We start from the raw sequence: 25,141 nt of genomic DNA, 5'->3' as shown, positions 1-25,141 counted from the left end.
GCGTGGCAAGTTTCGACATGCTCCCGGTATGTATTGCACGAAGTGAACGTCCTGGATGCGCCGACCCCGGCAAGGGGGGATGTCGGTGATGGAACATCTACCCGCCGATCTGGGTCGCCTGGAAGCGGAAGCGATCTTCATCTTCCGTGAAGTCGTCGCCGAGTGCCGCAAGCCAGTCATGCTTTATTCGATCGGCAAGGACTCCTCGGTCATGCTGCATCTGGCACGCAAGGCGTTCTATCCGGCGAAACTGCCATTCCCGCTGCTGCATGTCGACACCACCTGGAAATTCCGCGACATGATCCAGTTTCGCGATGAAACCGCGGAGCGTCTCGGACTCGAGCTGATCGTCCACGTCAATCGCGCAGGGGTCGAACAGGGCATCAACCCAATTCAGCACGGCTCCGCTGCCTATACTGGCGTGATGAAGACCGACGCGTTGAAACAGGCGCTGGCTGCGCCTGGATTCGATGCTGCGCTCGGTGGGGCGCGCCGTGACGAGGAATTGAGCCGGTCCAAGGAGCGCGTGTTCTCGTTTCGCTCGAAAAACCATGTCTGGGATCCGAGAAACCAGCGTCCGGAATTGTGGAATATCTTCAACTGCCGCATTGCACCAGGTGAATCCATTCGCGTCTTTCCGCTCTCCAATTGGACCGAACTCGATGTCTGGCGCTACATCGAATATGAGAATATTCCGGTCGTCCCGCTGTACTTTGCGGCACGACGGCCGGTGGTAAGGCGTGGCGGAAATCTCATCATGGTCGATGATGCGCGGCTTCCGATCGGGGCCGACGAGGTGGTGCAGGATCTCGACATCCGTTTCCGCACGCTGGGCTGCTATCCGCTGACCGGCGCGATCGAGTCCAGTGCAGCGACGGTCAGCGATATCGTGCGCGAGCTGGAGACGGCTTCGATGTCCGAGCGGCAGGGCCGGCTGATTGATTTCGATCAGTCTGGATCGATGGAAAGAAAGAAGCGTGAAGGCTATTTCTGACCCGAAAGCCAAGCCGCCGTCAGGTCGGGGGGCGGGCCCGGTCCAGCGCGACTTGCTGCGTCTCATCACCTGCGGATCGGTCGACGACGGCAAGTCGACATTGATCGGGCGACTGTTGCTCGATTGCGGTGCAGTGTTCGAGGACCGCCGGCAGGCGCTGGAGCGGGATTCGAAGGTCGCAGGGACGACCGGTGATGCGCCCGACGCCGCGCTGTTGCTCGACGGGCTGCAGGCCGAGCGCGAGCAGGGCATCACGATCGATGTTGGCTATCATCACTTTGCGACGCCGCGCCGGCGTTTCATCGTCGCCGATACGCCCGGTCATCTGCATTACACTCGCAACATGGTGACGGGGGCGTCGAACGCGGATTTGGCCGTTCTGCTCGTGGATGCCGGCAAGGAAATGCTGGAGCAGACTCAGCGGCACAGCTTTATCTGCGCACTGCTTGGAATCCGGGACATCGTCCTCGCCGTCAACAAGATGGATCTCGTCAATTTCGAGGAGAGCGTTTTCGACGGAATCCGCGATGCCTTTGCCGGGTTCTCGGCTTCTCTTCACTTTCGGAGCGTCGTAGCGATACCGACATCCGCGGTGCTGGGCGACAATGTCACACGGCGCGGCGACCGCATGGCCTGGTATCACGGGCCGACGCTGCTGGAGCAGCTCGAAGTCGTCGAGATCAATCCCGATGCGCCGCAGCGGCCGCTCCGGATGCCCGTGCAATGGGTCAATCGGCCGGATGCGACGTTTCGCGGCTATGCCGGGACGGTGGCGTCCGGTGAATTGCGTCCCGGCGACGAGATCCTGATTGCGCGGACCAACGTTCGGACGCGAATTGAGCGAATCGTGTCGATGGACGGTGACCTGGAGCGGGCCGGCGGGGGCGATGCCGTCACGGTGTTGCTGGCGGACGATATCGACGTCTCGCGCGGAGACCTGCTCGCCAGCCCGGACAAACCACCGCAAATCGCCGACGCGTTCGCCTGTGACCTCGTCTGGATGTCGGAGGCTCCCTTGCTGCCGGGACGCAGCTATTTGTTGAAGTGCGGCAGCCGCATCGTCGGGGCCACGATTACAACTCTGAAGTACCGCGTCGACGTTACGAATTATGCGCATTTGGCGGCCAGGCAGCTTGCGCTCAATGAGATCGCCTGTGTCAACATTGCGACCGCCGAGCCGATCGCGGTCGATCCTTATCAGGAGAACCGGACGACCGGCGGCTTTATCCTGATCGATCGGTTTACCAACGAGACAGTCGGGGCCGGCATGATCCGCTTCGGCCTCAACCGCGCCGCCAACATTCACCATGCCGATTTCGACGTCACCAAGGCTGCACGGGCGCAGTTAAATGGCCAGCGTCCTTTCATTCTCTGGTTCACGGGGTTGTCGGGCGCGGGAAAATCGACAATCGCAAATCTGCTCGAACGGAAGCTGCACGCGTTGGGCAAGCGAACATACCTGCTCGATGGCGACAATGTTCGTCAGGGATTGAACCGCGACCTCGGCTTCACGGAGGCTGACCGGGTGGAAAACGTTCGTCGCGTCGCCGAGACCGCCAAGCTTTTTGTCGACGCCGGCCTGATCACGCTGGTTGCGTTGATCTCGCCGTTCCGCGCCGAACGACGAATGGCGCGTGCCATCGTCGAGCAGTGTGAATTCATCGAGATATTCGTCGATACACCGGTCGATATCTGCGAGCAGCGCGATCCGAAGGGGCTCTACCGCAAGGCAAGGCGCGGTGAATTCCGCAATTTCACCGGCATCGACTCGCCCTATGAACGACCCGAGGATCCGGAATTGATCCTCAACACAGCGGTTGAGGACGCCGAACGTCTCGCCGACCGGATCATGCAATTTCTGCGGCAGCGTGGCGTATTGGATCGACCAGGCGTCTAACCCCCAGGGAAACTGTTCGGCGCTAGAACTCGAAATAGATGAATTGGTTCGAACTCTGCGAGCCAATCGAATATGCGAGAACACACGCTACCGCCATGACGGTGTAAACCACGAGCGGAGGGGCTTTCCGGGCGGCAATGCGCACGCGGCGTGCATCGTCCCACGGGTGAAGCAGAAAGAAGCCGACAATCAGCGTGAGCTCGAACGCGTGCGCCGTCAGAAACGCCGATGCGTTGGCGAATGACCACGAGAAGAGGCAGCCCGAGAGTATGGTGAGTGCCGAACCGAAATCCTGTGCCCGGAAGAAGACCCAGAGCAGGGCCACGACATGAAAGGTCAGAAAGACGAGGACCCATCGAGGCGGCTTGAGCCCGCCGAACGGCAGCCGCGCCTGGAGCCGGCTCGCCGCCACGCCCACCCCGTGCAGGACGCCCCACACCAGAAACGTCCAGTTGGCGCCATGCCACAGACCGCCCAGCGCCATGGTCAGCAGAATGTTGCGCAAGGTCCTGGCGTCGCCATCCCGACTTCCGCCGAGGGGAATATAGACGTAGTCGCGCAGCCAATGGGACAGCGTGATGTGCCAGCGGCGCCAAAAATCGCCGATCGAGGTCGCCATATAAGGGCGCCGGAAATTGCCCGGCAAGCGTACGCCGATCAGTCGTGCGAGACCGATGGCCATATCGGTGTAGCCGCTGAAATCGCAATAGATCTGCACCGAATACCCATAGAGTGCGAATAGATATTCGGCCGTGCCGAGTCCGGCCGGCTGAGCGTAGATTTCGGAGACGACCGATCCGATCGGGTCGGCAAACACCAGCTTCTTGATGAGGCCGACCGCGAAGAGCGCCAGGCCGGGCAATATATTCCGGCGCAGGATCGGCATTTGCCGATGCAGTTGCGGGATCAGTTCGTGGGGACGCAGAATCGGACCGGCAATCAGATGAGGAAAGAACAGCACATATCCGAGCAGCCAACGAAGCGATGCTCGATGCGGATACTTGCCCGTCGAGACATCGACCAGGTAGGCGATCAGCGTGAATGTGACGAACGAAATGCCGAGCGGCAGCCCGAGGCTCAACAATCTTTCATCGTTTGCGACGCCGGCCAGACGACTCACGGCGCCGATCACGCCATTCCAGATGAAGTTGGTATATTTGAAGAACAACAACGGCGTGAGCAGTATCAGCACGCTGATGCCGAGCCGCCATCGGCGGCGCTCCGGGGCGGCTGATGTCGTCCAGGCTGTTGCGATGAATGTCACGAGGGTGAGAACGACCGGCAAGCCCGCGTAGGCCCAGTTCCAGTACCCATAGAACACGGCACTGCCTGCGATCATCGTATAGATGCGCAGATCCTTCGGGGTGAGCCAATGCAGGGGCAGATAGCAGGCGAGGAAGAGGATGAAGGCCGGCGAGCTGAACAGCACCTCTCATTCTTCCTTGGCAGGCGTGACTGGCGAAGCCAGGACCGGATAAATGGCCTCTGCCATCAGCGCGTGTCCCCGCGCGTTCGGGTGAGGGTCGCCGGGCATCGCCCAGATGTCGCTGGCAGCTATTCCATTCAGCGCGGGAAGCAGGTCCACATAGGCGAAGCCATTGTCGCGGGCGGTCTTGGCGACAATCTCGTGAACGAACTGTAGAGGATAGTGATCCAGATTATGGATGTCCGGCACCATCGCGAGCGTGACGCGGATACGATGCTCCCGTGCATAGGCGGCAAGTTTGGTGAATTCCACATTCATTCTGGTCACCGCGGATGAACCCGGCGCATAAATCCGCTGATAATGCGCGACGAGACTTTTCTCGCCGCTTTCGCCGAACACGCGATTGATCACGGTCCAGGCGGTCAGGGCGAGCTGGCTGTTGCGCAGCAGAAAATTTCCACCGCCTTGCTCGAGCGGTTCACCATCCCGGACGAAGGCAAGAACCAGCAGGTCGGTCGGCTTTAGCGGCGTCAGCCGGTGGAGGAACCGTTCGACGTAGCGTTCGGTATTGTAGTTACCGATGCCGGCATTGAGGATCTCGACGTCTTGCCCAGCAGCCTCGAATTTTGCCTGCAGCAGACTGGATACGACGCTTCCCTCAGGCACCCCCCAACCCAGGGCAATCGAGCTGCCGAGCATCAAGACGCGTCGGCGGCCCGGGGCAGGGGTCTCGCTGACGTTGCCGCCGCGAAGTCCCCAGGCATTGGTGCGTATTTCGACCGATTGCAGCGTCGCCTTTGCATTCGGTTGGTGCTCGTGGCCGAGGACGGCAAGCTCGCTGGCAAACTTGAGCTCGCGGCTATAGCGCCACATCTCGATATCGTAGTTCCGCATCGAGGCGTTCTTCAGCCGGAGCATGCCCTCGGCGGCGGCGGCGCATATCAAGAGGGTCAGGATGACGGTCAACGCGCCGGATAAGAAGATCCTGACGCGGCCCTGGCCCGATGTCGACCCGCTCTCCATATCTACTATCCCGAATATCGCAGCAATGATGCAACCTGTATCGTTTCGCGAGGGCGACGTCCACCGCCTGCCGGCGACCAGGGATTGACATGCGCAACAGTGGCCAGCTTTATTCTGAATCTATCAGTTTTTCCTGCGGAAGGTGGTTTTGGCGGTGCGGTATTTGACCACGCTGGGAAGCTTCTTGCGAACGACGTCGCTGATTGTCGGGAACACCCTTCTGCTAACGGCCGTCTGTCTGGTGATCGGTGAATGGTGGGCGCGTTCGATCGCGCCGCCAGCCCCCGAGGCGACGATGATCACGGTCCAAAATCAATACGGCGCTTTCCATCCGTGGGCTGGATTTCGCAACACACCCGGATTCCGGTACGAGCTAGGCAATTGGGTGCCGGTTGTTATCAACAGTTGGGGGTGGCGCGGTCCGGAGCCCAAAATCGAGCGCAGCAAATCGGTCAGACGCGCGATCCTGCTGGGCGACAGTGTCGGGTTTTCTTGCTGGGGGTGTCGCGAGGAAGCTTCTCTCGGAGGCGAGCTCAAGCGGGCGCTCGAGCTCCGGACGGACGAGGAGTGGGAGGTCATCAACACATCGGTCGGCGCCGGCTTCTCGAGCGTGTCTCTCGGCACTCTGGCGCACGATGCCATGCAATTCCGGCCCGATGTCGTGACCTCGCTGAACGGGATCAACGACATGCTTGTGCTGGACGATCGCACGATCTTGCGGTTCGGAGAAGGCCTTTTCAAGCACTCGCTGTATTACAAAACGCAGGTCGATATGGCCAAGGCGTTCGATCCGCGTACTGGAAAGATACAGCAGCAAGGTGTCCTGCAACAGCTCGCAGCCGGTTCTGCGCTAGTTCGGCTGGCCTCGCCATTGCTCGGCGCGCCTCAGGCTCTGCATCCGTTCCAGGGTGAGACCGGCAGGCCCACGAGCGAGGGCTATTCCACCGCGAAACTCGAACGGCTCGATACTTACGTCAGCAACCAGCTGGCGATGTCATATCTCGCGGAAGGAGCGGGTGCCAAGTTCGTTGGATTTCTCCAGCCCTATTTCTCACTCCAGCACAAGATCGTGGGTGAGGTGGACAAGGAGGTCATCAAGAGGACGGAGCCATCGTTGCTGAAATGGATGGACGATGTCTATCCGGTCGTGCGTTCGAAGCTGCAGGCTGCGGCCGACCGCAACCCGTCGTACCACTATGTCGATTTGAGTTTGATGTTTACCCGCGAACAGGTTTTCGAGGATCTCGCGCACATGAAGTACGAAACTCTCGAGCTGAGCACCGGGGGCGAGATGATGGCCGGCCGGATGGCGGATGAGATCGTGCGCGTTCTCTATGCCGGAAAGGTGCTGCCGGACTGGCACCAAAGCCATATCTCGGGAACGCCGCACAATTGGAAGGAAGCCGCCTATTTGTCGGCCAATCCGGACGTGAGTGCCCTGATCTCGGAGGGCAAGTTCAAGAACGGTTTCGAGCATTACCGGTCTGTGGGCTTCCTTCAGTTCCGCCACAGCGGGTTTCCCAGCTGGAACGAGAAAGCCTATCTTGAAGACAATCCTGATGTCGCCGCCTTGATCCGCTCAGGTGCCTTCGCCAGCGGATATGAGCACTACGTCAAGCAGGGACGGGCGGAAGGGCGCCGCAAGGGGATGCCCATGCAGTGGATTGAGGAAACCTATCTGGCAGCAAACCCGGACGTTGCCGCGGCGGTGAAGGCTGGCAAATATGGCAGCGGCGAGGAGCACTATATGAAGGTCGGTGCGCTCGAGAACCGGCGAGGCGGGTTCTCCGGCTGGGATGAAGAAGGTTACATCATCCCCTACGGGGACGTACGAAACGCGATCATCAGCAAGATGTTCCGGTCCGGAATTGAGCACTACCTGGCGGCCGGAGCGGTCGAGAAGCGGAATATTTCGCTAGGACTTCCATCCTTTCATTAGCGTTTCGGCGTGCCGAGCCGTCGATTGTCGGAGGTTGCAAATCGGGATTGTTAAAATCTATTCCGGATCGACCTGGGACATGCGATAGTTTCGCAGGAACCTGTTGAATCATGCGCGAAAGCCGTCGGCGTCCCGCCCGGACTCGGTGCATCATCGCTTCCGAGGTTTGGACATGCTCTCGTTTCTGAGCGAATTCTGGATGTTCCTGCGGGTACGGAAGAAGTTCTGGCTGCTGCCGATCTTCATCATGATGCTGCTATTCGGCTCGCTGCTCGTATTGTCGAAAGGCTCTGCGGTCGCGCCCTTCATTTACGCAATTTTCTAGATGGACAGCATCAGGTCATGACGAGCCATTCGCTTGAGACGAAGGACTTCGCGCGCCTTCTGGGAGATCCCGAGGATCAATTGCCGCCAGGCTGCCTTGCGGAGATTGCGCGATGCGACTGGCGATATGATTGGATCGAAGGTGAGCAACTCGACGGTGTCGTAACCGGTTTGCTCGAACGCATCCGCCGCAAGGAATTCTCGATTGTTGTTCCCGGCGACAAGTCGCGCTGGATCAAGGGATGGGGCGAGAACCTCACTGATTTCGTGGCGAGCAAAGGCGATGTCGACGCRCTGGCGCCGAAATACGTTCGACCGAACGTGCCGGTCCGGCTGTATCGGCGGTTTGCCCAGCCGGTCGAGCCGAACTTCGAGCAGAACTGGCGCAAGGTGTATCAGGAATGGCTGTTCCGTACCTATCTGGCAGACAGCGAGGAGATCTTTGAGTTCGGGTGCGGCTCCGGCGGCCACATCAGCGTGCTCGCGCAGATGTTTCCGGACAAGAAAATCACGGGTCTCGACTGGGCCGAACCGTCCTGCGAGATCATCAACAACATGAAGAAATTGCGCGGCTGGAACACCGAAGGACGCCTGTTCGATTTCTACAAGCCCGACTACGATATTGAAATTCACCGCGACAGCGTCGTCTACACGTTTGCCGCCCTCGAACAGGTATCCGATTCATTCGGTGCCTTTGTCGAGTTCCTGCTGGCAAAGCGCCCCAAACTGTGCGTTTTCGTCGAGCCGATCTACGAATGGTATGACCCCGCCAATTTCATCGATCATCTGGCCATGCGCGGGCACGCGATCCGTAACTTCCTGCATGGAATGCCGCGCGCGCTCCACGCCTTGCAAGACGAGGGGCGCATCGAAATCCTCAAGGAACACCGCGTGGAATTCGGCAGTCTCCTGCACGAAGGCTATTCGCAGACGATCTGGCGGCCGGTCTGAGCGGTCATCACCTGGCTCTAGCTTGCTGTCCGCGCGGCATACCAGCGAACGAGCTCGCTTAATCCGGCCTCGATCGGAATATGCGGCTCAAAGCCGAGCACCCGTCTGGCCTTTGACGTGTCGACCGTCCGGATCGGGATCGTCGTCGGCTTTGAAGAATCGAAGCGAGGCGAAACGTCATGGTCCGCCGCTTTGAGGATGGTCTCGACCACCTGACGAATCGAAACGGCCGACCCGTATCCGATATTGATTGGATCACAGACCGCATGCTTTTCGATCGCGAGCAGGCAGCCGCGCGCGAAATCCTCGACGTGGAGAAAATCGCGCATGTCATTGCCGCTTCCCCACACCTCGAACGGGTTGGCTTTTTCGACGGCCCTGCGTACCAGCGCGGGAATAACGTGGCTGCGGCTCGGGTCGAAATCATCATGCGGGCCGTAGACCGCCGTCGGCCGAACCAGCGCGACCTTGACGGTTGAGCGGCTGGCGACGAATTCGGCGAGATGCTCGAAGTAGCGACGCATCCGGCCATAGCCGAGATAGGAGGGGTGTGGCTGTTGTTCGCGCAACTCGTCTTCCCGGATCGGGTGATCGGTTGCAGGATAGACCGTGCTGCTGCTGAAGATCAGGATCCGTTCGACTTTCGCCGCCCAGGCGGCGTGCAGCACCTGCGCCGTCAAATTCAGGTTCTTGACGATCCCGGCCATGGCGTCTTCCGGGGACGCCCCGACGCCCGACACCGCGCCTGCCGCGTGGAAGACGAGTTGCACGCCCTGCATTGCTCTGAGGCAATCCTGCGGGTCGGCAAGATCGCCATGGACGGTCTCCACGCTGGAATCGGAAACGATCGGGGCGCGCTGGTGAACGGCAAGACGCACGCGGCCGCCTGCATTCAGGAGCGCCTGGGCGAGGTGGGTGCCGATAAACCCGGTTCCCCCGGTCACGAGAGATAGGCGGTGTTGAAAAAACATCAGCGGCTCAAAAACCCGTCAGCGCGATCGGGCGCGGTGTGGTCTCCGTCGTGTTCAGCGAGGCCGCGTTGCCTGCGAGCGATCCTCGAGCAACGTCTGGACGGCACCTCGGATCGATGCTGGATCCAGGCCGATGCGCTTGCGGATGTCGTGCACCGTCCCGTACCAGCCRCAGAATGCATCCGGCAGGCCGTGATAGCGCATGCGCAGGGCCGGGACTTCGGAAATCGCTTCGTAAAGTCCGTAGGCGTCATGGACGACCAGGATCTCGGTATCGCGGAACTGCTCGATCAGCGCCTTGTCGATCGGCTTGAGCGTATGGAAGTAAACGAGGTTGACCGGCAGGTCGCGGCACGCCTCCATCACGTTGGTGAGGATCGGGCCTGCGGTCATCACGGTCAGCGGTGCGCCTTCGTTCTTCAGCACCGTGCCTTTGCCGAACGCGGTATTGGTCTCGATCGTATGCGGATGATCCGACAGCCGGTAGTAGGTCGGCCGCGGGCTCTTGTATTGCGACCGGATCAGCGCGTCGACCTCCCGCTTGGAGCCGAGATGGAGGACCTCCATATTCGGCAGCATGCGCAACGAGGCAAGATCGGTATAGGCATGGTGAGTGGCGCCGTCCCAGGCGTAATCGAAGGTCGCGCCGCAGGTCACGATGTTGCCGGCGAAATTGTTGTAGCACATGTCGAGCTTGATCTGCTCGAGGCTGCGATCGGTCAGGAAAGGGCAGATCGTATGCACGAACGGGTTGAAACCTTGCGAGCTCAGGCCCGCGGTGACGCTGACCAGCGTGTTTTCGCAGATGCCCATGTTGTAGAACCGGTTCGGGTGCTTCTCCCAAAAGTCCTTGAACATGTACACGCTGATGTCGCYGAGCACGATGACGATGCTGTCGTCCTGCGCGGCCAGCTCCGAGACGGTGTTCTTAAATTGCGCCCGCATGGAGCTCCTCTTGAAGCTTGTTCAGTTCGTCCGGTTTCGGTGCGCGGCGATGCCATTCGTAGACATTCTCGGAGAGGGTTTGGCAGCCGTATCCCTTCACGGTATTGCAGACGACGACGCGAACCCGGTCGGTCGGCTTGGCGAGCGCCTGCTTGATTGCCGACAGATCATGGCCGTGCATCTCCGCCACGTCGCAGCCAAACGCGCGAAAGCGCTCGGCCGGATTCACGATCGGAAGGCAACGTCCCTGTGACTGGTTGTTGTCGTACAGGACCGTCAGATTGTCGAGCTTGGTGTTGACCGCGACCATGATCGCTTCCCAGACGCTGCCCTCATTGGATTCACCGTCGCCAATCAGGGTGTAGACCTTGCGCGTCGTGCCGGCGATCTTTGCGGCCAGCGCCATGCCGACTGCGATGCCGATGCCGTGGCCAAGCGAACCGGTCGAGGCTTCGACGCCGGGAACCTTGGTGCGATCGGGGTGGCAGCCGAACCGGGAGTCGAACGCGCCGAACGCATAGACATCCTCGAAGCTGAAGTAGCCGTGTGCGGCAAGGGTGCAATAGAAGCCGAGCGATGCATGCCCCTTGCTCAGGACGAACAGATCGCGCTCCGGCATGTCGGGCCGCTTGGGATCGTGCCGCATGGTCTGGTAGACGGCAGTCAGCATCTCCACGATCGAGAATGACGTCGGAATATGGCCGTGCCCGCTCTTGTGCGAGATGTTGAGGATTTCCGACCGGATCTTTCTGCAGATATCGTTCATCAAAGCACCACGTAGGATACGCGCGCAGTCATCGGCATGCGCTCCACCCTGAGGTTGGTGACGTCGAACACCTCGCGCAACGCAATCGTCTCGCCGGGGAAGATATCATCCGCGAGTTCGTCGAACACGAGTACGCTGCCTCTGAACAGATGTGGCTTGATCGCCTCGAGCGCTGCCTTGGTCGGCTGGTAAATGTCGAAATCGAAGATCGCGAGCGACACCAGGGTCTCCGGCTGGCGCTTCAGGTAGGCCGGGATCGTTTCCGTCGCGTCGCCCTGCACCAGTTCGAATTTCTTCAGGTGCGAGATCGGGTTGAGCGCTTCCTGCAGCTCTAGGATCTCGCCGAGATATTGTTGATAATTGTCGCTGACCGAGAATGATCCGTCGGTGGTCTTGCAGAGCTTGCCATCCTTGTCGCTCATGCCCTTGAAGCCGGCGAACGTATCGAAGCCGACGATCTTGCGATGCCGGTTGAAAGGCTCGAAAATTCCGCGCAGCGCCGACAGCAGCGAAAGCGTCTGCCCCCAGCGAACGCCGAACTCCATCACCACACCATGGGTGTTGATGATCTTACGGTAGATCTCATAGAAGAACAGAATCCGCGAAAGCGATTTCGAGGACAGAAACAGGCCGAGATTGGCGAGGAGCTCGTCCTCCGGCAACGGAGCGTGCTTGAGCATCTCAACGAATTTGAGCTGCAGGTCCTTCTCGCTTTGGCTCGAAAGCACGATCGCGTCGTGCTTCTGTGTCTTGATGTCCGCCATGATGATCGCCTGGAGTGTCGCGGATGAAGGGTTGGCCGGATTTCGCAGCTGGTTTTATCTACACTGCGGATCAGGGGCGCGTCTAGTGAGTGCCGCAGCTCGCGGACCCCTACGGGAAGTTGCTCTGAAATGCATCCAAGGCTCTCGCATTAAACACATCTTCGGGCATCAAGGTCCCCGCAGTCGACCGGTGCCGACATAAGCGGGTCCAAGCCAATCGATATACCTGTTCAGCGTCTGCCAGGAGGGCCGGGCAAAGGCGGAATGGAGCGCGCCAGCTTTGCGGCTGTCCACCGGCCCGATATCGTACGGATATTCGCCATAGCGCACGGAGAGGCCAAGTTGATCGACGATGCTGGATAGATGGACCAGGCCCTCTGATCCCAAATTGAACACGCCGGTGTGGCCGGAATCCATGGCTTGAATCACGAAGTCGATGATCTCGTCGTGCATCACGAAATTGTAGCGCGCGGTAGGCGCCAGGAAGAGCTGGCAATCTCTTTGGGTTAGTGCGCGGTGGACCGTGCTGGCGCGAATGGAAGGACCGAGCAGGGTCGTCGTGCGCAGGACCAGGGGCGCGGTTGCATGCTCCTGCACGTAGAGATCGGAAAACAGTTTTGTGAAAGCATAAGGGCCGGTGAGCGGAAGCAGGTCGATATCTTCGTCCTCGCGGATGGCGCGGCCGGTCGGCGGATAGACTGCCAGCGTCGACACGAAAATGAACTTGCGATGCGGAATGTTGACCAGTTGCTGCGTCAGCAGGAGATTGTCGGCCATGTAGCCATAGGCCGTCTTCATCGAGACGTCCTTTGCGGCATTGACTGCGCAATGGATGATGGCGTCGAACGGCGCCGCGGCGCGGATCAAGGGATCGTCGATCGACATCCCGCGCACAAAGGCGATCCCGCCGAGCGCGCGATGTACGGAGTGTCCGAGGCCGCTGCGCGCGCCGGTTACCAGCACATTGCGTGTGGGCTGTGTGGCCCTTGAGGAGAGACTTGCCGCGACGATGTCGTTCATTCTGTCAGGCCATCGATAAAGAACTGGGCCGTCCTCAGCCAAATGTTTTGGTCGGTCACTGACATCGTGCGGAACCGGCAACCTGAACCGCTGACCAGGATGAGCGCTTCACGAGTTATGAGTTCACCTTTCGGTTGCAAAGCAACTTCGAGTTTGCGCGGTGCGGAAACGTAGCTATAATCATCACTACAATCAACAATAGTGTTTGAGTCACAATCATCGGGGGTGTTTGATATGACGGCTGATTTGCCGCCCAGGACTCGAAAAACACCACTGGACGGCGTGCTCGTCGTGGAACCGCTCACTGTATTCGAGGACTTTCGCGGTGAATATGTCGAGCTCTACAACGACCCGGCGTACAAGGCCGCCGGCATTGGATATGAATTCATTCAAGATGATATTTCGGTTTCGCGCCAGCATGTCTTGAGGGGCATCCACGGCGACCGAAAGACGGCTAAGCTGGTTTCGTGCCTCCACGGAGCGTTTTATCTGGTGGTGGTCAACAATATTCCGGAATCGCCACAATACCGGCAATGGACCGCGTTCACGCTGTCGGACCGGAAACGCGAGCAGATTCTGGTTCCGCCGGGATTTGGCAATGGCCATGTCGTGTTGACTGAATCGGCGATGTTCCACTACAAGCAGACCACAACCTATGATCGATCCTCGCAATTCACGTTGCTGTGGAACGATCCTGAATTGAAAATCTGGTGGCCCATCCACAATCCCATCATTTCGCAAAGGGACGGCGGAACGTCCGCATGAGATCATGAAAGTCCTGATTACCGGCATTACGGGGATGGTGGGCAGCCATCTGGCGGAATATTTCCTATCGACGTTTCCGGAGATCGAAGTCCACGGGCTGGTGCGGTGGCGGAGTCCGCTGCGAAACATCAAGGGCATCTTGTCGCAGATCAAGCTTCATCAGGGCGATTTGCGCGACCTGAACTCCCTGGTGGTGCTGTTGCGCAATGTGAAGCCCGATCGCATCCATCATCTGGCGGCGCAGTCCTACGTCGATATGAGCTTTGTCGCGCCTGCGGACACCCTGAACAGCAACATCATCGGCACGTGCAATCTGCTCGATGCGATCCGGATCGTTGGAATCAATCCGAGGGTGCACATCTGCTYGTCGTCCGAGGTCTATGGGCAGGTCAGGCCCGAAGAAATTCCGATCACGGAACAAGCGCCGCTTCGCCCTGCAAGCCCCTATGCGGTCTCCAAGGTCGGCGAGGACATGATCGCCTGTCAGTACGGGCTGTCGTACCATCTCGACCTGGTGCGAACCCGCATGTTCACGCACACCGGCCCGCGTYGCGGCGACGTCTTTKCGGAAAGCTCGTTTGCGCGGCAGATTGCAGAGATCGAGGCGAACAAGAGGAGCGGTCCGGTGCTCGTCGGAAATCTCGACAGCGTACGCACGCTTGCTGATGTGCGTGATGCGGTACGGGCCTACAAGCTGCTGCTGGACCACTGTCCAAGCGGCGAGGTCTACAACATCGGCGGCAACGAAACGATGACGGTGGGCGATATCCTGGAGACCCTGAAATCTCTGGCGCGCGTGCCGATCGAGCACAAGGTCGATCCGAGGCGGTTGCGTCCGTCGGACGTCACGTTGCAGATTCCCGACTCAGGAAAATTCCACAAGGCGACGAACTGGACCCCGCAGATTCCGGCGCGGAAAACCCTGAGCGACCTCCTCGATTATCAGCGCGAGGCGATTCGCGCGGAGGGTGTTTGCTGACATGTCGATGGTCGTATGCCGGGCTCCGTTCCGGGTCTCCTTCTTCGGAGGCGGCAGCGACTATCCAGAGTGGTATCGTGACGAGCCGGGTGCGGTGCTGTCGACCACGATCGACAAATACATCTATATCACCTGCCGCTATCTGCCGCCGTTTCTCGGCACCAAGCATCGCGTCGTTTGGCGCTACGTCGAGCAGGTCGATTCGATCGGGGAAATTCTGCATCCCGCCGTTCGCGAAGGTCTGCGTTACCTCAATTTCGACGACAGTCTCGGCATCGAACTGCACTATCAGGGCGATCTTCCCTCGCGAGTCGGTATGGGCTCGAGCTCAACTTTCGTGGTGGCGTTGTTGAAGGCGCTGACGGGCCTGCGTGGGTTGAAGGCCGATCAGCAGAAGATCGCCGAAATGGCCATCGAGCTCGAACAGGTCCGTATGAAGGAGACTGTCGGATCGCAAGATCAGGTGGCGGCGGCGTTCGGCGGGTTGAACGTCATCAATTTCCACCAGAACGGTCGCTTCGACGTCAATCCGCTCGACCTCTCCCCCGAACGCGAGCGTGAACTCTCTTCCAATCTCATGCTGTTCTTTCCCGGAAGGAGCCGCTTTTCATCCGACCAAGCGCTCAGCGTGACGCAGAACCTGCCGAACCGCGTCGCCGAGATTCGCCGCATGGTGGCGATGGTCCGCGAGGGCGAGGCGATCCTGCGCCACGGCGACCTCAGGGACTTCGGACGGATGTTGCATGAAACATGGCAGCTGAAGCGCTGTTTGAGCGACAGGGTATCGTCGCCGGAGATCGACGACCTCTACGATCGTGCGCGGCGGGCAGGGGCGGTCGGGGGCAAGCTTCTCGGCGCGGGTGGAACGGGCTTTGTCTTGCTCTACGTGCCCAGGGAATGCCGGGCCGCGKTGATCGATGCCCTGACACCCCAGTGCGTCAACGTGCCATTTGCACTGGAGCGCGAAGGCGTGCGCACGGTCCATCAATCGAACAACGTGATTTTGCCAAATGACGGCTGAGTTCAAGACGGTCTTTCAAACCCCCTGGTTTGAGATCAGAACCGTTGACCCCGGTCAGGAGCCGAGTGGAACCACGGAGCCCTACTACTGTCTGGTTCGTCCCAATGGCGTCATTGCCTTCGTGCTTGATCGTGCGGGAGCGGTCGTTCTGGTCGAGCAATATCGCCCGCCACTTGGCCGGGTGACGCTGGAGATGCCGGCGGGGTCGGTGGACACGGGAGAGACTCTCGATGCCGCTGTCGTTCGAGAGGTTCTGGAAGAGACGGGGCTGGTCTGCGAGCGTTGGCACTCGATAACCCCGTGCCGCCTCGCTCTTCAGCGGGAAGATGTGGTCGACCATTTCTTCGTCGGTCTGGGGGCCCACGAGGCGGAGGGATACCAGCGAACGGAGCATGGAACCGTGCGTTTCCTGCCGCGATCCGAGCTGCTGGATCTGGTGAAATCGCATCGTTTTGACCAAACCGCGGCGCTGGGCGGGCTCTATGTGGCCGAGAAGTTATTTGGTATTGACTTGTTGACAGCCGATCTGGCGTGTATCCAATCGGTGCTGGCTACTTCGGCGGGTGGGGACCTGGGAACTGACAATGGTTCGGATCGGGCTCGTCCAGATCAACAATAGCTTTTCCGGTCAGAACTACCTGCCGTATTCGATTGCGTGCCTGCAATCCTACGCCGAACACCGGCTGCCGCCTGGCAAGTTCGATTTCCTCCCGATGATCTATAAGCGGATTCCGGTGTTCGAGATTGTGGCCCGGCTGGAAGGCGCAGACGTCATCGGCTTCAGCGCCTATGTGTGGAACGCCAGAATATCGCTGGAGGCGGCGCGGCGCATCAAGCAGCTCCACCCGGATCGGCTGGTGATCTTTGGCGGACCGCATGTGCCTGACCATGCCGAAAGCTTCCTGCGCAGCAACCCGTTTATCGATCTCGTCGTCCACAACGAGGGGGAGAAGACTTTCGTCGAGCTGCTGAACCGGCTTCCGGAGCGCGACTGGAGCGGAATTCACGGCGTCAGTTACATCGACGCCGCCGGTAACTTCGTGCGCGCCGCGCCGGTCGAGCGAATGCGCGACCTGGAAGAGCTACCGTCGCCATTCCTGAACGGCATTTTCGATGGCCTGATCGCCAGTAACCCGGAAGAGCAGTGGATCGGTCTCTGGGAGACCAATCGCGGCTGCCCGTTCCAGTGCACGTTCTGCGATTGGGGTTCGGCGACTGCCGGCAAGGTGACCAAGTTCGAATTCGACCGTCTGCGTCGTGAGCTTGATTGGTTTGCCAGGCACGAGGTCAAATACATCTTCGTCTGCGACGCCAATTTCGGCATTCAGAAGCGCGACGTTGAAATCGCGGAGGCGGTGGCGGAGATCCGCGAGCGGACCGGATTTCCGCATGGGTTCTCGGTGCAGAACACCAAGAATGCCACTGAGCGCGCCTACCAGACCCAGAAGATCCTGGCGGATGCAAAGCTGAACAAGGGGGTTGCGCTATCGATGCAGAGTCTTGATGCGACCACGCTCAAGAACATCAAGCGCGACAACATCTCGCTGGAGACCTATTTCGAACTGGCGCGGCGATTCACGGCCGACAAGGTCGAGACCTATAGCGATATCATCCTCGGACTGCCCGGCGAGACCTATGACACGTTCCGGAACGGCGTAGACAAGCTGATCCGGCTTGGTCAGCACAACCGCGTGCAATTCAACAATCTGACCATTCTGCCTAACGCGGAAATGGGCAACCCCGACTATCTCAAGAAGTTCGAGATGGGGACGGTGCAGTCCGAGATCATCAACATCCACGGCACGCGCGAAGAAATGCCCGACGATGTTCCCGAGGTCCAGGACCTCGTGATCGCAACCTATTCGCTGCCGCCGGAGGAGTGGCGCAAGACGCGGGTGTTCGGCTGGATGGCGGCCTTCCTGCATTTCGACAAGCTGCTGCAGCTGCCGATGATGGTGGCATGCGAGCTCGGCGGGCTGGCCTATCGCGACATCATCGATGCGTTCCTGACGGCCTCGAAAGAAGAGTATCCCGTCATTTGCAGCGTGCGCGAATTATTCGACAGCGAGGCACTGTCGATGCAGAATGGCGGACCCGAATACGTCTATTCGAAGGAATGGCTCGGGATCTATTGGCCGGCCGACGAATACATGTTCATCAAGCTGACCTCGGAAGGGCGCTTGCAGACGTTCTACGCGGAGGCGGAGCGGCTGCTGCCCGATCTGCTCGCAAAGTCCATGGTCGATCAATCCTGGCCGCTGCTCGAAGGCGCGGTGAGGGAGGCGATCAAGCTGAACGCGGCCTTGATTTCGCAACCGTTCGTGCTGGACGATCTTCGGATGTCCACGCGCTACAACGTCCTCGAATTCTGCGACAATGTACGCAAAGGCGCGCCGGCGGCGTTGCGCGAGGCGCCGTCCGAGGTATTGATCGAGCGCAGCAAGTCCCGCTATTCCGATATTCTTGACTGGTGCCGCGAAGTCGTGTGGTGGGGCAACAAGAAGGGCGCCTATCTCTATATCAACCGCAGTATCCCGGCCGAGCCGCAGCTCGCCGGACATTACTGACCTCGTAGCGAGCCAAGCCCTTGCGCTATCGGCCGCTCGGCTCCACCGGAATCATGGTCTCGGCCATCGGCTTCGGGGCCTGGGGGATCGGGGGTTGCACGCCCGGCGCCACTTCCTACGGCGAGACCGATGATCAGGAATCGCTTCGTGCCCTGAACGCGGCGTTCGATCGCGGAATCACCTTCTACGATACGTCGAACGTCTACGGGGACGGTCACAGCGAAGAACTGATCGGCGAGTGCTTCGAGGGTCGCCGAAGCGATGTCATCATCGCGACCAAGGCCGGCATCACGACATCCTATCGCGGATACGACTTCAGCCCGGTGGCGTTACGGACGTCGATCGAAGGCAGTCTGCGCCGGCTGCGGACGGATTATGTCGACGTGCTCCAGCTCCACAACGGCAGTCCAGACATCGTCATGGGCGGCCTCGAAGTCGTGGAGCTGATGCAGCGGCTCGTGACCGAGGGCAAGGTGAGGTGCTGGGGCATCTCGACGCTCTCGCCGGAAGACGCGCTCGCGCTGATCGATGTGGCCGGCGTCGGCTGCTTTCAGGTCAACTGCAACATGTTGGACTGGCGTGCGATCGATGCCGGATTGCCCGGTCAGGCGGCATTGCGGGGCATCGGCATTGTCGCCCGTACGCCGCTCGCCTCGGGATTTCTGGCCGGAGGCGTCGGCAAGGACACCGCATTTCCCGCCAATGACCACCGCAGCAGATGGCCACGAGATCGAATCGTCACCTGGATCGAGGCTGCCCAAGCGGTCGTCGACAGTGTCGATCTAGCCGATACGCCCGGGAATCGCGTTGCGCTGGCGTTGCGATTTTGCCTTTCGGTGGACGGAGTTGCCACGGTGATTCCAGGCATGCTAACGCGTAGCCAAGTTCTGGCCGGCGTCGCGGCTTGCGAACAGGGGCCGCTTGGGCGAGATGTCATGCTGAGCATCGAAGGCGGCTACCGCCGTTACGAAACCCGGTTGCGGGCCTGACGTCTGGGATAATCTTGCGGGACATCGTAAGTTCTTCTGCGCGGACTTCTCGTCCGGTCTGCCTGTCGGGTGCGATATTCAGAACGCGACGCCTGACGCGGAGTGGTGCACGAAGTTGGGAGTGGTCTTGGTCTCAACCGTTGTAAAGCCGATATCGGAACCGCATCCCGTGGCGTCAGCGATCCACGGGAGCTTGAAGACGTTGTCCAATGCCCTGAGCTGGGCGTGGCTCGACACGGTTTGCCAGTATCGGCGGTCGAGAATCGGCCCTCTGTGGGAGACCCTCAACGTTCTCGTGATGCTACTGGGGCTGAGCGTCGTCTCTTCGGCGATCTTCGGCAGCAGCGTCTCCGATATCATCGCCTATGTCGGCGTTGGCATCATCGTCTGGTCGGCCGTGTCGGCGCTGGTCATCGAAGGGGGTGGCGTCTTCGTCAGGAATGCCGGATATCTCAGCAATTCCACGCTCGGTCTTGGTCTTTATGTCGGCCGAACCGTGTTCAAGATCATGATCACCTTCGGTCATCACGCGATCATCTATGTGATGGGGATCGTGTTTGCGCTCGTACCGCTCAGTTGGACCAGCCTGCTCGCGATCCCCGGGATTGTCCTGCTGTTCGTCAACGGCTTCTGGGTCGTGATGGTGCTCGGCTTCATTTGCGCGCGGTACCGGGACGTCGAGCTGATCGTGCGCAACTTGATGCAACTCGCTTTTTTCGTGACGCCGATATTCTGGAATTACCGGCAAATCGCCAGCAATCGGCAGTTTCTCGTCGAATACAACGTGCTGTTCTATTTCATCGAGATCATCCGCAATCCGCTGCTCGGCGAGGTCCCGCCGCTCGCGCACTATTTGACGGTTCTCGGGGTCACCGTGGCTGGCTATGGCCTGGCCTTTTTCGTTTATCGCCGGATGCGCGGTCAACTCGCATTCTGCGTCTAGAGAATGTCGGAAAAGGGGGCACCGGTTTTCCGATAAGATCATGCTCAAACAGCAAATGACCTCGAGAAGCGGCTGACCCATGACTCACGTGCGTCTGAAGAACGTCAACGTCAGCATACCGATCTACGACAGCCATGCGCTCCGCCTGATCCGCCTGCCGTCGTTCAGCAACGTCCGGGTCGGCTCCGACTCGGCAAGCCGCACCAACGGCGTCATCGTCATTCATGCCTTGAAGAATCTCTCGCTCGAACTGGAAGAGGGTGACCGTGTCTGCCTGATCGGCCACAATGGCGCGGGCAAAACCACCCTGTTGCGCCTGGTTGCCGGAATCTATCCGACGTCGACCGGTTCGGTGGACGTGAAGGGAAGCGCATTTACGCTGCTCAGCGGCAGCATCGCGCTGAACGCCGATGCGACCGGCTACGAGAACATCAGGCTGATCGCAAACCTCTACAACTGGCCCAGCGAGAATTATCAGGACCTGGTGCGTGACATCGAGGAATTCACCGAACTCGGCGTTTATCTGTCGTTACCCACGCGCATCTACTCTGCAGGCATGCAGGCGCGGCTCGCGTTCGCGCTCGCGACCGCCCAGAATCCCGACATCCTCTTGATCGACGAAGGCATCGGCGCCGGCGACGCACATTTCCAGGAGAAGGCGCGCGAGCGGGTGAACCAGTTCGTCAGCCGCGCGCGGATATTGCTGCTGGCGTCACATTCGAAAGACCTGTGCCGGTTGATGTGCACCAAGGCGCTGGTGCTGTCCAAGGGCGAGAGCGTCTTCTTTGGCGGTGTCGACGAAGGCTTCGCCTTTTATGAGGGGCTGGGCTGAGCCGCCGTCATGAGGCCGTTCGAGGTCATCCTGCTTCAGAACGTGAAGTAGATGAATTCGCTCACGCGATTGACCGCCACCAGATTGTAGGTGAAGGCGACGCCGAACAGCAGGCCAAGCGCCGCCGCCCAGCCAAACGTCGGACGCCAGGCCAGCCGGGCATTTTTCGAACGGCCTTCGCCGAGCAGGAACTGCTGGGTGTTTGGCAGCCCCCACACGATCGCCAACGCCGCGACGAACCAGCCGAGGAGCAGACCGCCGGCGAGCCGGTCGTCTTCAACACCGACCCCGATCGCCTTCAGCATCTCCGATAATCCCGGCGCAGGATCGAGGAGAGGGCCATGGAGCCAGCCATGCATGCCCCTCATGCCATCGAGAACGCGATGCGCTGCATCGAAACTCTCGGCCCGAAAGAAGACCCAGGCGAGCACGACCAGGAGAAAGGTGGCAACCCGCGCGATCCATTGCCTGACGACATTGACCTCGCGCTCGCCGCGAAGATTCCGCCAGGCGTGATTGACGAGCAGGAACAGGCCGTGCAACCCGCCCCAGGCGACGAACGTCCAATTTGCGCCATGCCAGAGGCCGCCGATCAGCATGGTGAGCATGATGTTGACATGGCGCCGGGCCGGTCCGGACCGGTTGCCACCCAGCGGGATGTAGACGTAGTCGCGCAGGAACAACGACAGTGTGATGTGCCAGCGCCGCCAGAAGTCGATGATGCTCGTCGCCTTGTAGGGCGAGTTGAAGTTGAAGGGGAGGACGACGCCGAACATCAGGCCAAGTCCGATCGCCATGTCGGAATAGCCGGAAAAGTCGAAATAGATCTGGAAGGTGTAGGCCAGGGCGGCTCCCCAGGCGTTGACGAAGCCGGGCGTTCCGCCGCTCGCCGCGGAGGCGAATACGGGCGTCGCGTAGGCGGCCATGCTGTCCGCGATGATCGTCTTCTTGAACAGGCCGAACAACAGGAAGCTGATGCCGAATGCGAAGTTCTGCCAGGAGAAATGCGCGAAAGTCGGGGCGGAAAACTGCGGCAACAGCTGATGCGGGCGGATGATCGGGCCGGCGATCAGATGAGGGAAGAAGCTGACGAACAACGAATAGCGCGCCAGCGACGGTTCGGCCCGCTTCTGTTGCCGGGTCTCGATCAGATAGCTGATCTGTTCGAAGGTGTAGAATGAAATCCCGACCGGCAGCGCGATGGTTGGAATGAAGAACGAGGCCGAAAATAACCCGTTGACGGTGGAAATGATCAGGCCGGTGTATTTGAAGTAGCCGATCAGCGCGAGATTGAGCGTAATTCCGCCGATCAGCCATGCTCGCGAGCTCAGGCCGGAATGAGCGATCGCGTAGCCGAAGAGGAAATTAACGACCACCGAAACGAGGAAGAGAACGAAGTTGAACAAGCTCGAATAGGCATAGAAGATCAGGCATGCAGCAAGCAGGAACAGCAGCGCCGCATTCCGTCCGCGCAGCCAACCAAGCAGGTAAAAGCCGCCGAGCGTGATCGGCAGGAAGATAAACAGGAAGATGGGCGAGTTGAACAGCAAGGATTACCAACACGTCGCTTGGCTTTGGCGATTTTGAACTTTCGAGCCTTGGGTCACGGCGGAGATCTGCGTTGCAAATTCAGAATTGGTGGCCGCCCAATCGGCAATTCCGGCACGGCTATGCGCGAGATGCGCATTGATGTTCTCGGCCGTGAGGCGGACGCCAAAATCCGCCGGGAGCGCGGATTCCGGACGACCATGTCCGAAGATGCGATCGAGGACGAGATTGCCGGCCGCATGGCGGTAATGCGAAAACTCCCAGAACCAGCGCATCGGCGTTAGATCGGTACGTTCCGGAACGGTCTCACGTGCCACCGAGTTGGCATCGCTGAAGTCCCACAAGGGAAACGGTTTGCGTCCGGCACGCGCAGCCTCCTCTTCATTGATTCGGACCAATTCCCTCTGCCAGAATTCGTAGCGGCCGGAGAGGCCGAGCGCGACGAACAATTGCCGAACCGAAGTATGTAGTGGCGTCATGAAGAGTCGCAGATCGGTTTCCCGTTCATGGGCCCGCCGAACCAGGAAGCGGAATGCTTCGAAACTGCTCATTCCGGTGTCGGGGTTGTTGAAGCAATACATATACCGCGGCGGCATGAGCCAAACGTACCACCGCCAGCTCAGAACGTTATCGCGGAAAACCTGGCCGTTTCCTCCGTTCTTGCGAATGTTGCCGTCCTGCCAATCCCAAATACGCATGCCACGGTTGTCGAACGATGCGGGCTCCGATTGCCCGCGAAGTGTTGCGAGTGCGTCGCGCACGGCCGTTGTCGAAAAAATCAGGCGGAATAGCTCTCCAATCTGAAACGATGCTCTTCCGAGCGTCGGCCAACGCGACAGTAGCGCGTCCGAAAGATCGGCGTGCGGGAATCCGCCCGTCAATCCTTGCTTTTGACCGACTGCGGCGTAGTGCGAATAGCCGTCGCCGTATTCGCCGAGCGCCAATCGGATGCGTGCATCGGGGTTCCTGGACAGATAGTTGACTTCGTTCCAGCCGTCGGGGAGGAATCCGCCAATTCGCTTTTCGGCACGTCCGGCCGCGAGATAATGGTGATAACCGTTCAGAAAAAGACCTTGCGAGATCTGATATTCGACGTCGCGGTTGACTTGCAGATATCTCGTCTCGCTCCAACCCTCCGGTGTGAAGCCGCCCTCGCGACCTTCCACCTTGCCGGCGGCGAGATAGTGGTGATAGCCGCTGATGAAGGTGCCGCGGGCAATCTCGTTTTTCACGTCGGGATTGACGCGCAGATAGAGCTCTTCGCGCCAGCCGGGCGGGGGCGTGCCGTCCTGCCGGCCTTCGGCGCGCCCGGCGGCAAGATAGTGGTGATAGCCGCTGACAAAGGTGCCCCGCTGAACTGCGGCGGCGACGTCAGGATAGATTCGAAGATACTGCGCCTCATTCCAGTGAGGTGGCGGCGCACCGTTCTGCCGACCTTCGGTGCGCCCGGCGGCAAGATAGTGGTGATAGCCGCTGACGAAGGTGCCTCGCCGAACTTCGGCGGCGACATCCGGATAGAGTCGAAGGTAGAGCGCTTCGTTCCAGTCGGTGGGGGGACTGCCCTCCGCTAACCCGGCTTGGGTGCATTTCTCACGGTCCGCGTCTTTGCAAGCAGGGTCCGTGTCGGCTTCCGTCGGCAGCGCAGGCTGAGCCTGCGTGCGAGCCACTTCCCCGGGAGCAGGCGCTACAACGGAGGCAGGAGGTTTGCCCGCGCCGTGGGGCCGGCGCTTTGCAAGCTCTCCCGTCAGAAAATCGGCGAAGGCCCGAACCCCGTCGCCGGAGAATCGACCCTCCAGATATGTCTGGTCGCGCGGAAAGAAGATGTTGAAGCCGAAGAAATCCAGGCCGATCACGGCTTGCTTGAGCGGTGCAACTGATTGCGCGTGGAGAAACGCCAGCATGACCTCATAGCTGGTGGCCGAAGGCAGGCCGAAGTTGAAGACATTCTTGCCGTCCCATCCGGGATGTCGCGGATCGAGCGCGACCTCGGCGCGGGAACTGCCCAATATGACCGCGTCGGGCTTGATCCGCCGCACCTGATACGGCTTCACGGCGGGATCGTGATTTTCGTAGCGCGGCCGCACGACATTGATCCCCGGAATGTCAGGGGTTCCGAACACGTAGTAGGGATCAACCAATACGATGAGCGCGGAGAGGGCGAGCGGAGGTATCGCTACAAATCCAATGAATCCGACGGTAAAGCGTCGAAAGCTGGAGCCGATTGACGATGCGGGATCGGCAGCCTTGCTGGTCGCAGAGACGAGTGCGCTCACCTTGGTCGTGGCTCGCTTGAGTTGATTTCGTAGGTTGAGCGCAACCTATCCAAGGACTCCACGAGGGTCAAATGGGCAGGAACGCGAATAGGAGCAAGCTATCAGCGCGCTGCTCGAGCTTGACGGTTCCGAACTTTCCGGCCGTGCGCCGCAGCAGAGATCTGCATTGCAAAACTCGGAGTTGATGGTCGCCCAATCCCGGGA

General features: G+C 59.9%; 23 protein-coding genes. 13 read left to right on the top strand and 10 right to left on the bottom strand.

Translation table 11 applies throughout. From position 1 onward, the window contains the following. Nucleotides 1-55 precede the first annotated feature (55 nt). Nucleotides 56-994: a sulfate adenylyltransferase subunit CysD gene (gene cysD, locus AC1D00_RS00320; protein WP_477009268.1), complete on the top strand. Its 939-nt coding sequence runs from the start codon at nucleotides 56-58 to the stop codon at nucleotides 992-994. Further along, complete coding sequence (cysC, locus tag AC1D00_RS00315) at nucleotides 978-2,891, top strand: adenylyl-sulfate kinase (RefSeq protein ID WP_477009267.1); 1,914 nt, start codon at nucleotides 978-980, stop codon at nucleotides 2,889-2,891. The genes cysD and cysC overlap by 17 nt, the downstream gene beginning before the upstream one ends. A 22-nt stretch (nucleotides 2,892-2,913) precedes the next feature. Here the strand turns inward: cysC and AC1D00_RS00310 are convergent, their stop codons facing one another. The 3 genes from AC1D00_RS00310 to AC1D00_RS00300 form a co-directional block, all read right to left on the bottom strand. Next, the gene (locus AC1D00_RS00310; RefSeq protein WP_477009266.1) at nucleotides 2,914-4,320 is read right to left on the bottom strand and encodes an MBOAT family O-acyltransferase; all 1,407 of its coding nucleotides are present in this window, start codon (nucleotides 4,318-4,320) and stop codon (nucleotides 2,914-2,916) included. A gap of 3 nt (nucleotides 4,321-4,323) precedes the next feature. Further along, nucleotides 4,324-5,340, bottom strand: a complete 1,017-nt coding sequence (locus tag AC1D00_RS00305) for an SGNH/GDSL hydrolase family protein (RefSeq protein WP_477009265.1) — start codon at nucleotides 5,338-5,340, stop codon at nucleotides 4,324-4,326. Between the two features lie 123 nt (nucleotides 5,341-5,463). After that, entirely contained in the window at nucleotides 5,464-5,643 is a 180-nt protein-coding gene (locus AC1D00_RS00300) for a hypothetical protein (protein WP_156937115.1), read from the bottom strand. On the opposite strand from AC1D00_RS00300, the gene AC1D00_RS00295 reads away from it, so the two are divergent. The 3 genes from AC1D00_RS00295 (at nucleotide 5,636) to AC1D00_RS00285 (ending at nucleotide 8,554) form a co-directional block, all read left to right on the top strand. Next, a complete protein-coding gene (locus AC1D00_RS00295) occupies nucleotides 5,636-7,279 on the top strand; it encodes an SGNH/GDSL hydrolase family protein (protein ID WP_477009264.1) in 1,644 nt (547 codons plus the stop codon). The two genes, AC1D00_RS00300 and AC1D00_RS00295, sit on opposite strands and share 8 nt — an antisense overlap. A gap of 172 nt (nucleotides 7,280-7,451) precedes the next feature. Beyond that, nucleotides 7,452-7,604 (top strand): DUF5989 family protein, encoded by a 153-nt coding sequence (locus tag AC1D00_RS00290; protein WP_092183768.1) that lies wholly within the window; start codon nucleotides 7,452-7,454, stop codon nucleotides 7,602-7,604. Nucleotides 7,605-7,621: 17 nt separating this feature from the next. Further along, nucleotides 7,622-8,554, top strand: coding sequence for a class I SAM-dependent methyltransferase (locus AC1D00_RS00285; protein ID WP_477009263.1), 933 nt, complete (start codon nucleotides 7,622-7,624; stop codon nucleotides 8,552-8,554). Nucleotides 8,555-8,571: 17 nt separating this feature from the next. Here the strand turns inward: AC1D00_RS00285 and AC1D00_RS00280 are convergent, their stop codons facing one another. From AC1D00_RS00280 to AC1D00_RS00260, 5 genes are all read right to left on the bottom strand, one after another. Continuing rightward, complete coding sequence (locus tag AC1D00_RS00280) at nucleotides 8,572-9,525, bottom strand: NAD-dependent epimerase/dehydratase family protein (protein WP_477009262.1); 954 nt, start codon at nucleotides 9,523-9,525, stop codon at nucleotides 8,572-8,574. 54 nt (nucleotides 9,526-9,579) lie between these two features. Continuing rightward, nucleotides 9,580-10,470, bottom strand: a complete 891-nt coding sequence (locus AC1D00_RS00275; RefSeq protein WP_477009261.1) for a transketolase family protein — start codon at nucleotides 10,468-10,470, stop codon at nucleotides 9,580-9,582. Next, the gene (locus AC1D00_RS00270) at nucleotides 10,454-11,236 is read right to left on the bottom strand and encodes a transketolase (RefSeq protein ID WP_404554784.1); all 783 of its coding nucleotides are present in this window, start codon (nucleotides 11,234-11,236) and stop codon (nucleotides 10,454-10,456) included. Before AC1D00_RS00270 ends, AC1D00_RS00275 begins: the two co-directional genes overlap by 17 nt. After that, entirely contained in the window at nucleotides 11,236-12,000 is a 765-nt protein-coding gene (locus AC1D00_RS00265; RefSeq protein WP_404554786.1) for a class I SAM-dependent methyltransferase, read from the bottom strand. Before AC1D00_RS00265 ends, AC1D00_RS00270 begins: the two co-directional genes overlap by 1 nt. 168 nt (nucleotides 12,001-12,168) lie before the next feature. After that, on the bottom strand, nucleotides 12,169-13,020 hold the full coding sequence (locus tag AC1D00_RS00260) for an NAD-dependent epimerase/dehydratase family protein (protein WP_404554787.1): 852 nt from the start codon (nucleotides 13,018-13,020) through the stop codon (nucleotides 12,169-12,171). A gap of 234 nt (nucleotides 13,021-13,254) precedes the next feature. Between AC1D00_RS00260 and AC1D00_RS00255 the strand changes: the two genes are divergently transcribed. The 8 genes from AC1D00_RS00255 (at nucleotide 13,255) to AC1D00_RS00220 (ending at nucleotide 21,116) form a co-directional block, all read left to right on the top strand. Further along, complete coding sequence (locus AC1D00_RS00255; RefSeq protein WP_404554789.1) at nucleotides 13,255-13,785, top strand: dTDP-4-dehydrorhamnose 3,5-epimerase family protein; 531 nt, start codon at nucleotides 13,255-13,257, stop codon at nucleotides 13,783-13,785. A 4-nt stretch (nucleotides 13,786-13,789) separates the two neighbouring features. Then, entirely contained in the window at nucleotides 13,790-14,764 is a 975-nt protein-coding gene (locus AC1D00_RS00250; RefSeq protein WP_477009260.1) for a GDP-mannose 4,6-dehydratase, read from the top strand. 1 nt (nucleotide 14,765) lies between these two features. After that, nucleotides 14,766-15,785, top strand: a complete 1,020-nt coding sequence (locus AC1D00_RS00245; protein ID WP_477009259.1) for a GHMP family kinase ATP-binding protein — start codon at nucleotides 14,766-14,768, stop codon at nucleotides 15,783-15,785. Beyond that, entirely contained in the window at nucleotides 15,775-16,404 is a 630-nt protein-coding gene (locus AC1D00_RS00240; protein WP_477009258.1) for an NUDIX hydrolase, read from the top strand. Before AC1D00_RS00245 ends, AC1D00_RS00240 begins: the two co-directional genes overlap by 11 nt. Beyond that, nucleotides 16,370-18,352, top strand: coding sequence for a B12-binding domain-containing radical SAM protein (locus tag AC1D00_RS00235; protein WP_477009257.1), 1,983 nt, complete (start codon nucleotides 16,370-16,372; stop codon nucleotides 18,350-18,352). The genes AC1D00_RS00240 and AC1D00_RS00235 overlap by 35 nt, the downstream gene beginning before the upstream one ends. 20 nt (nucleotides 18,353-18,372) lie before the next feature. Beyond that, nucleotides 18,373-19,341: an aldo/keto reductase gene (locus AC1D00_RS00230; protein WP_477009256.1), complete on the top strand. Its 969-nt coding sequence runs from the start codon at nucleotides 18,373-18,375 to the stop codon at nucleotides 19,339-19,341. Nucleotides 19,342-19,543: 202 nt separating this feature from the next. Beyond that, the gene (locus AC1D00_RS00225; RefSeq protein WP_198033904.1) at nucleotides 19,544-20,284 is read left to right on the top strand and encodes an ABC transporter permease; all 741 of its coding nucleotides are present in this window, start codon (nucleotides 19,544-19,546) and stop codon (nucleotides 20,282-20,284) included. A 79-nt stretch (nucleotides 20,285-20,363) separates the two neighbouring features. Next, nucleotides 20,364-21,116, top strand: a complete 753-nt coding sequence (locus tag AC1D00_RS00220) for an ABC transporter ATP-binding protein (RefSeq protein WP_404554800.1) — start codon at nucleotides 20,364-20,366, stop codon at nucleotides 21,114-21,116. A 35-nt stretch (nucleotides 21,117-21,151) separates the two neighbouring features. On the opposite strand, the gene AC1D00_RS00215 is transcribed toward AC1D00_RS00220, so the two are convergent. Both AC1D00_RS00215 and AC1D00_RS00210 read right to left on the bottom strand, forming a co-directional pair. Further along, nucleotides 21,152-22,666, bottom strand: a complete 1,515-nt coding sequence (locus tag AC1D00_RS00215; protein ID WP_477009255.1) for an MBOAT family O-acyltransferase — start codon at nucleotides 22,664-22,666, stop codon at nucleotides 21,152-21,154. A gap of 3 nt (nucleotides 22,667-22,669) precedes the next feature. Next, nucleotides 22,670-24,937, bottom strand: coding sequence for a hypothetical protein (locus AC1D00_RS00210; RefSeq protein WP_025576378.1), 2,268 nt, complete (start codon nucleotides 24,935-24,937; stop codon nucleotides 22,670-22,672). Nucleotides 24,938-25,141 lie beyond the last annotated feature (204 nt).

The organism is Bradyrhizobium sp. P2_E8 (assembly GCF_056403875.1).
The sequence above is the reverse complement of the archived record's forward strand: the minus strand, read 5'-3'. Positions and strand labels throughout refer to the sequence as shown.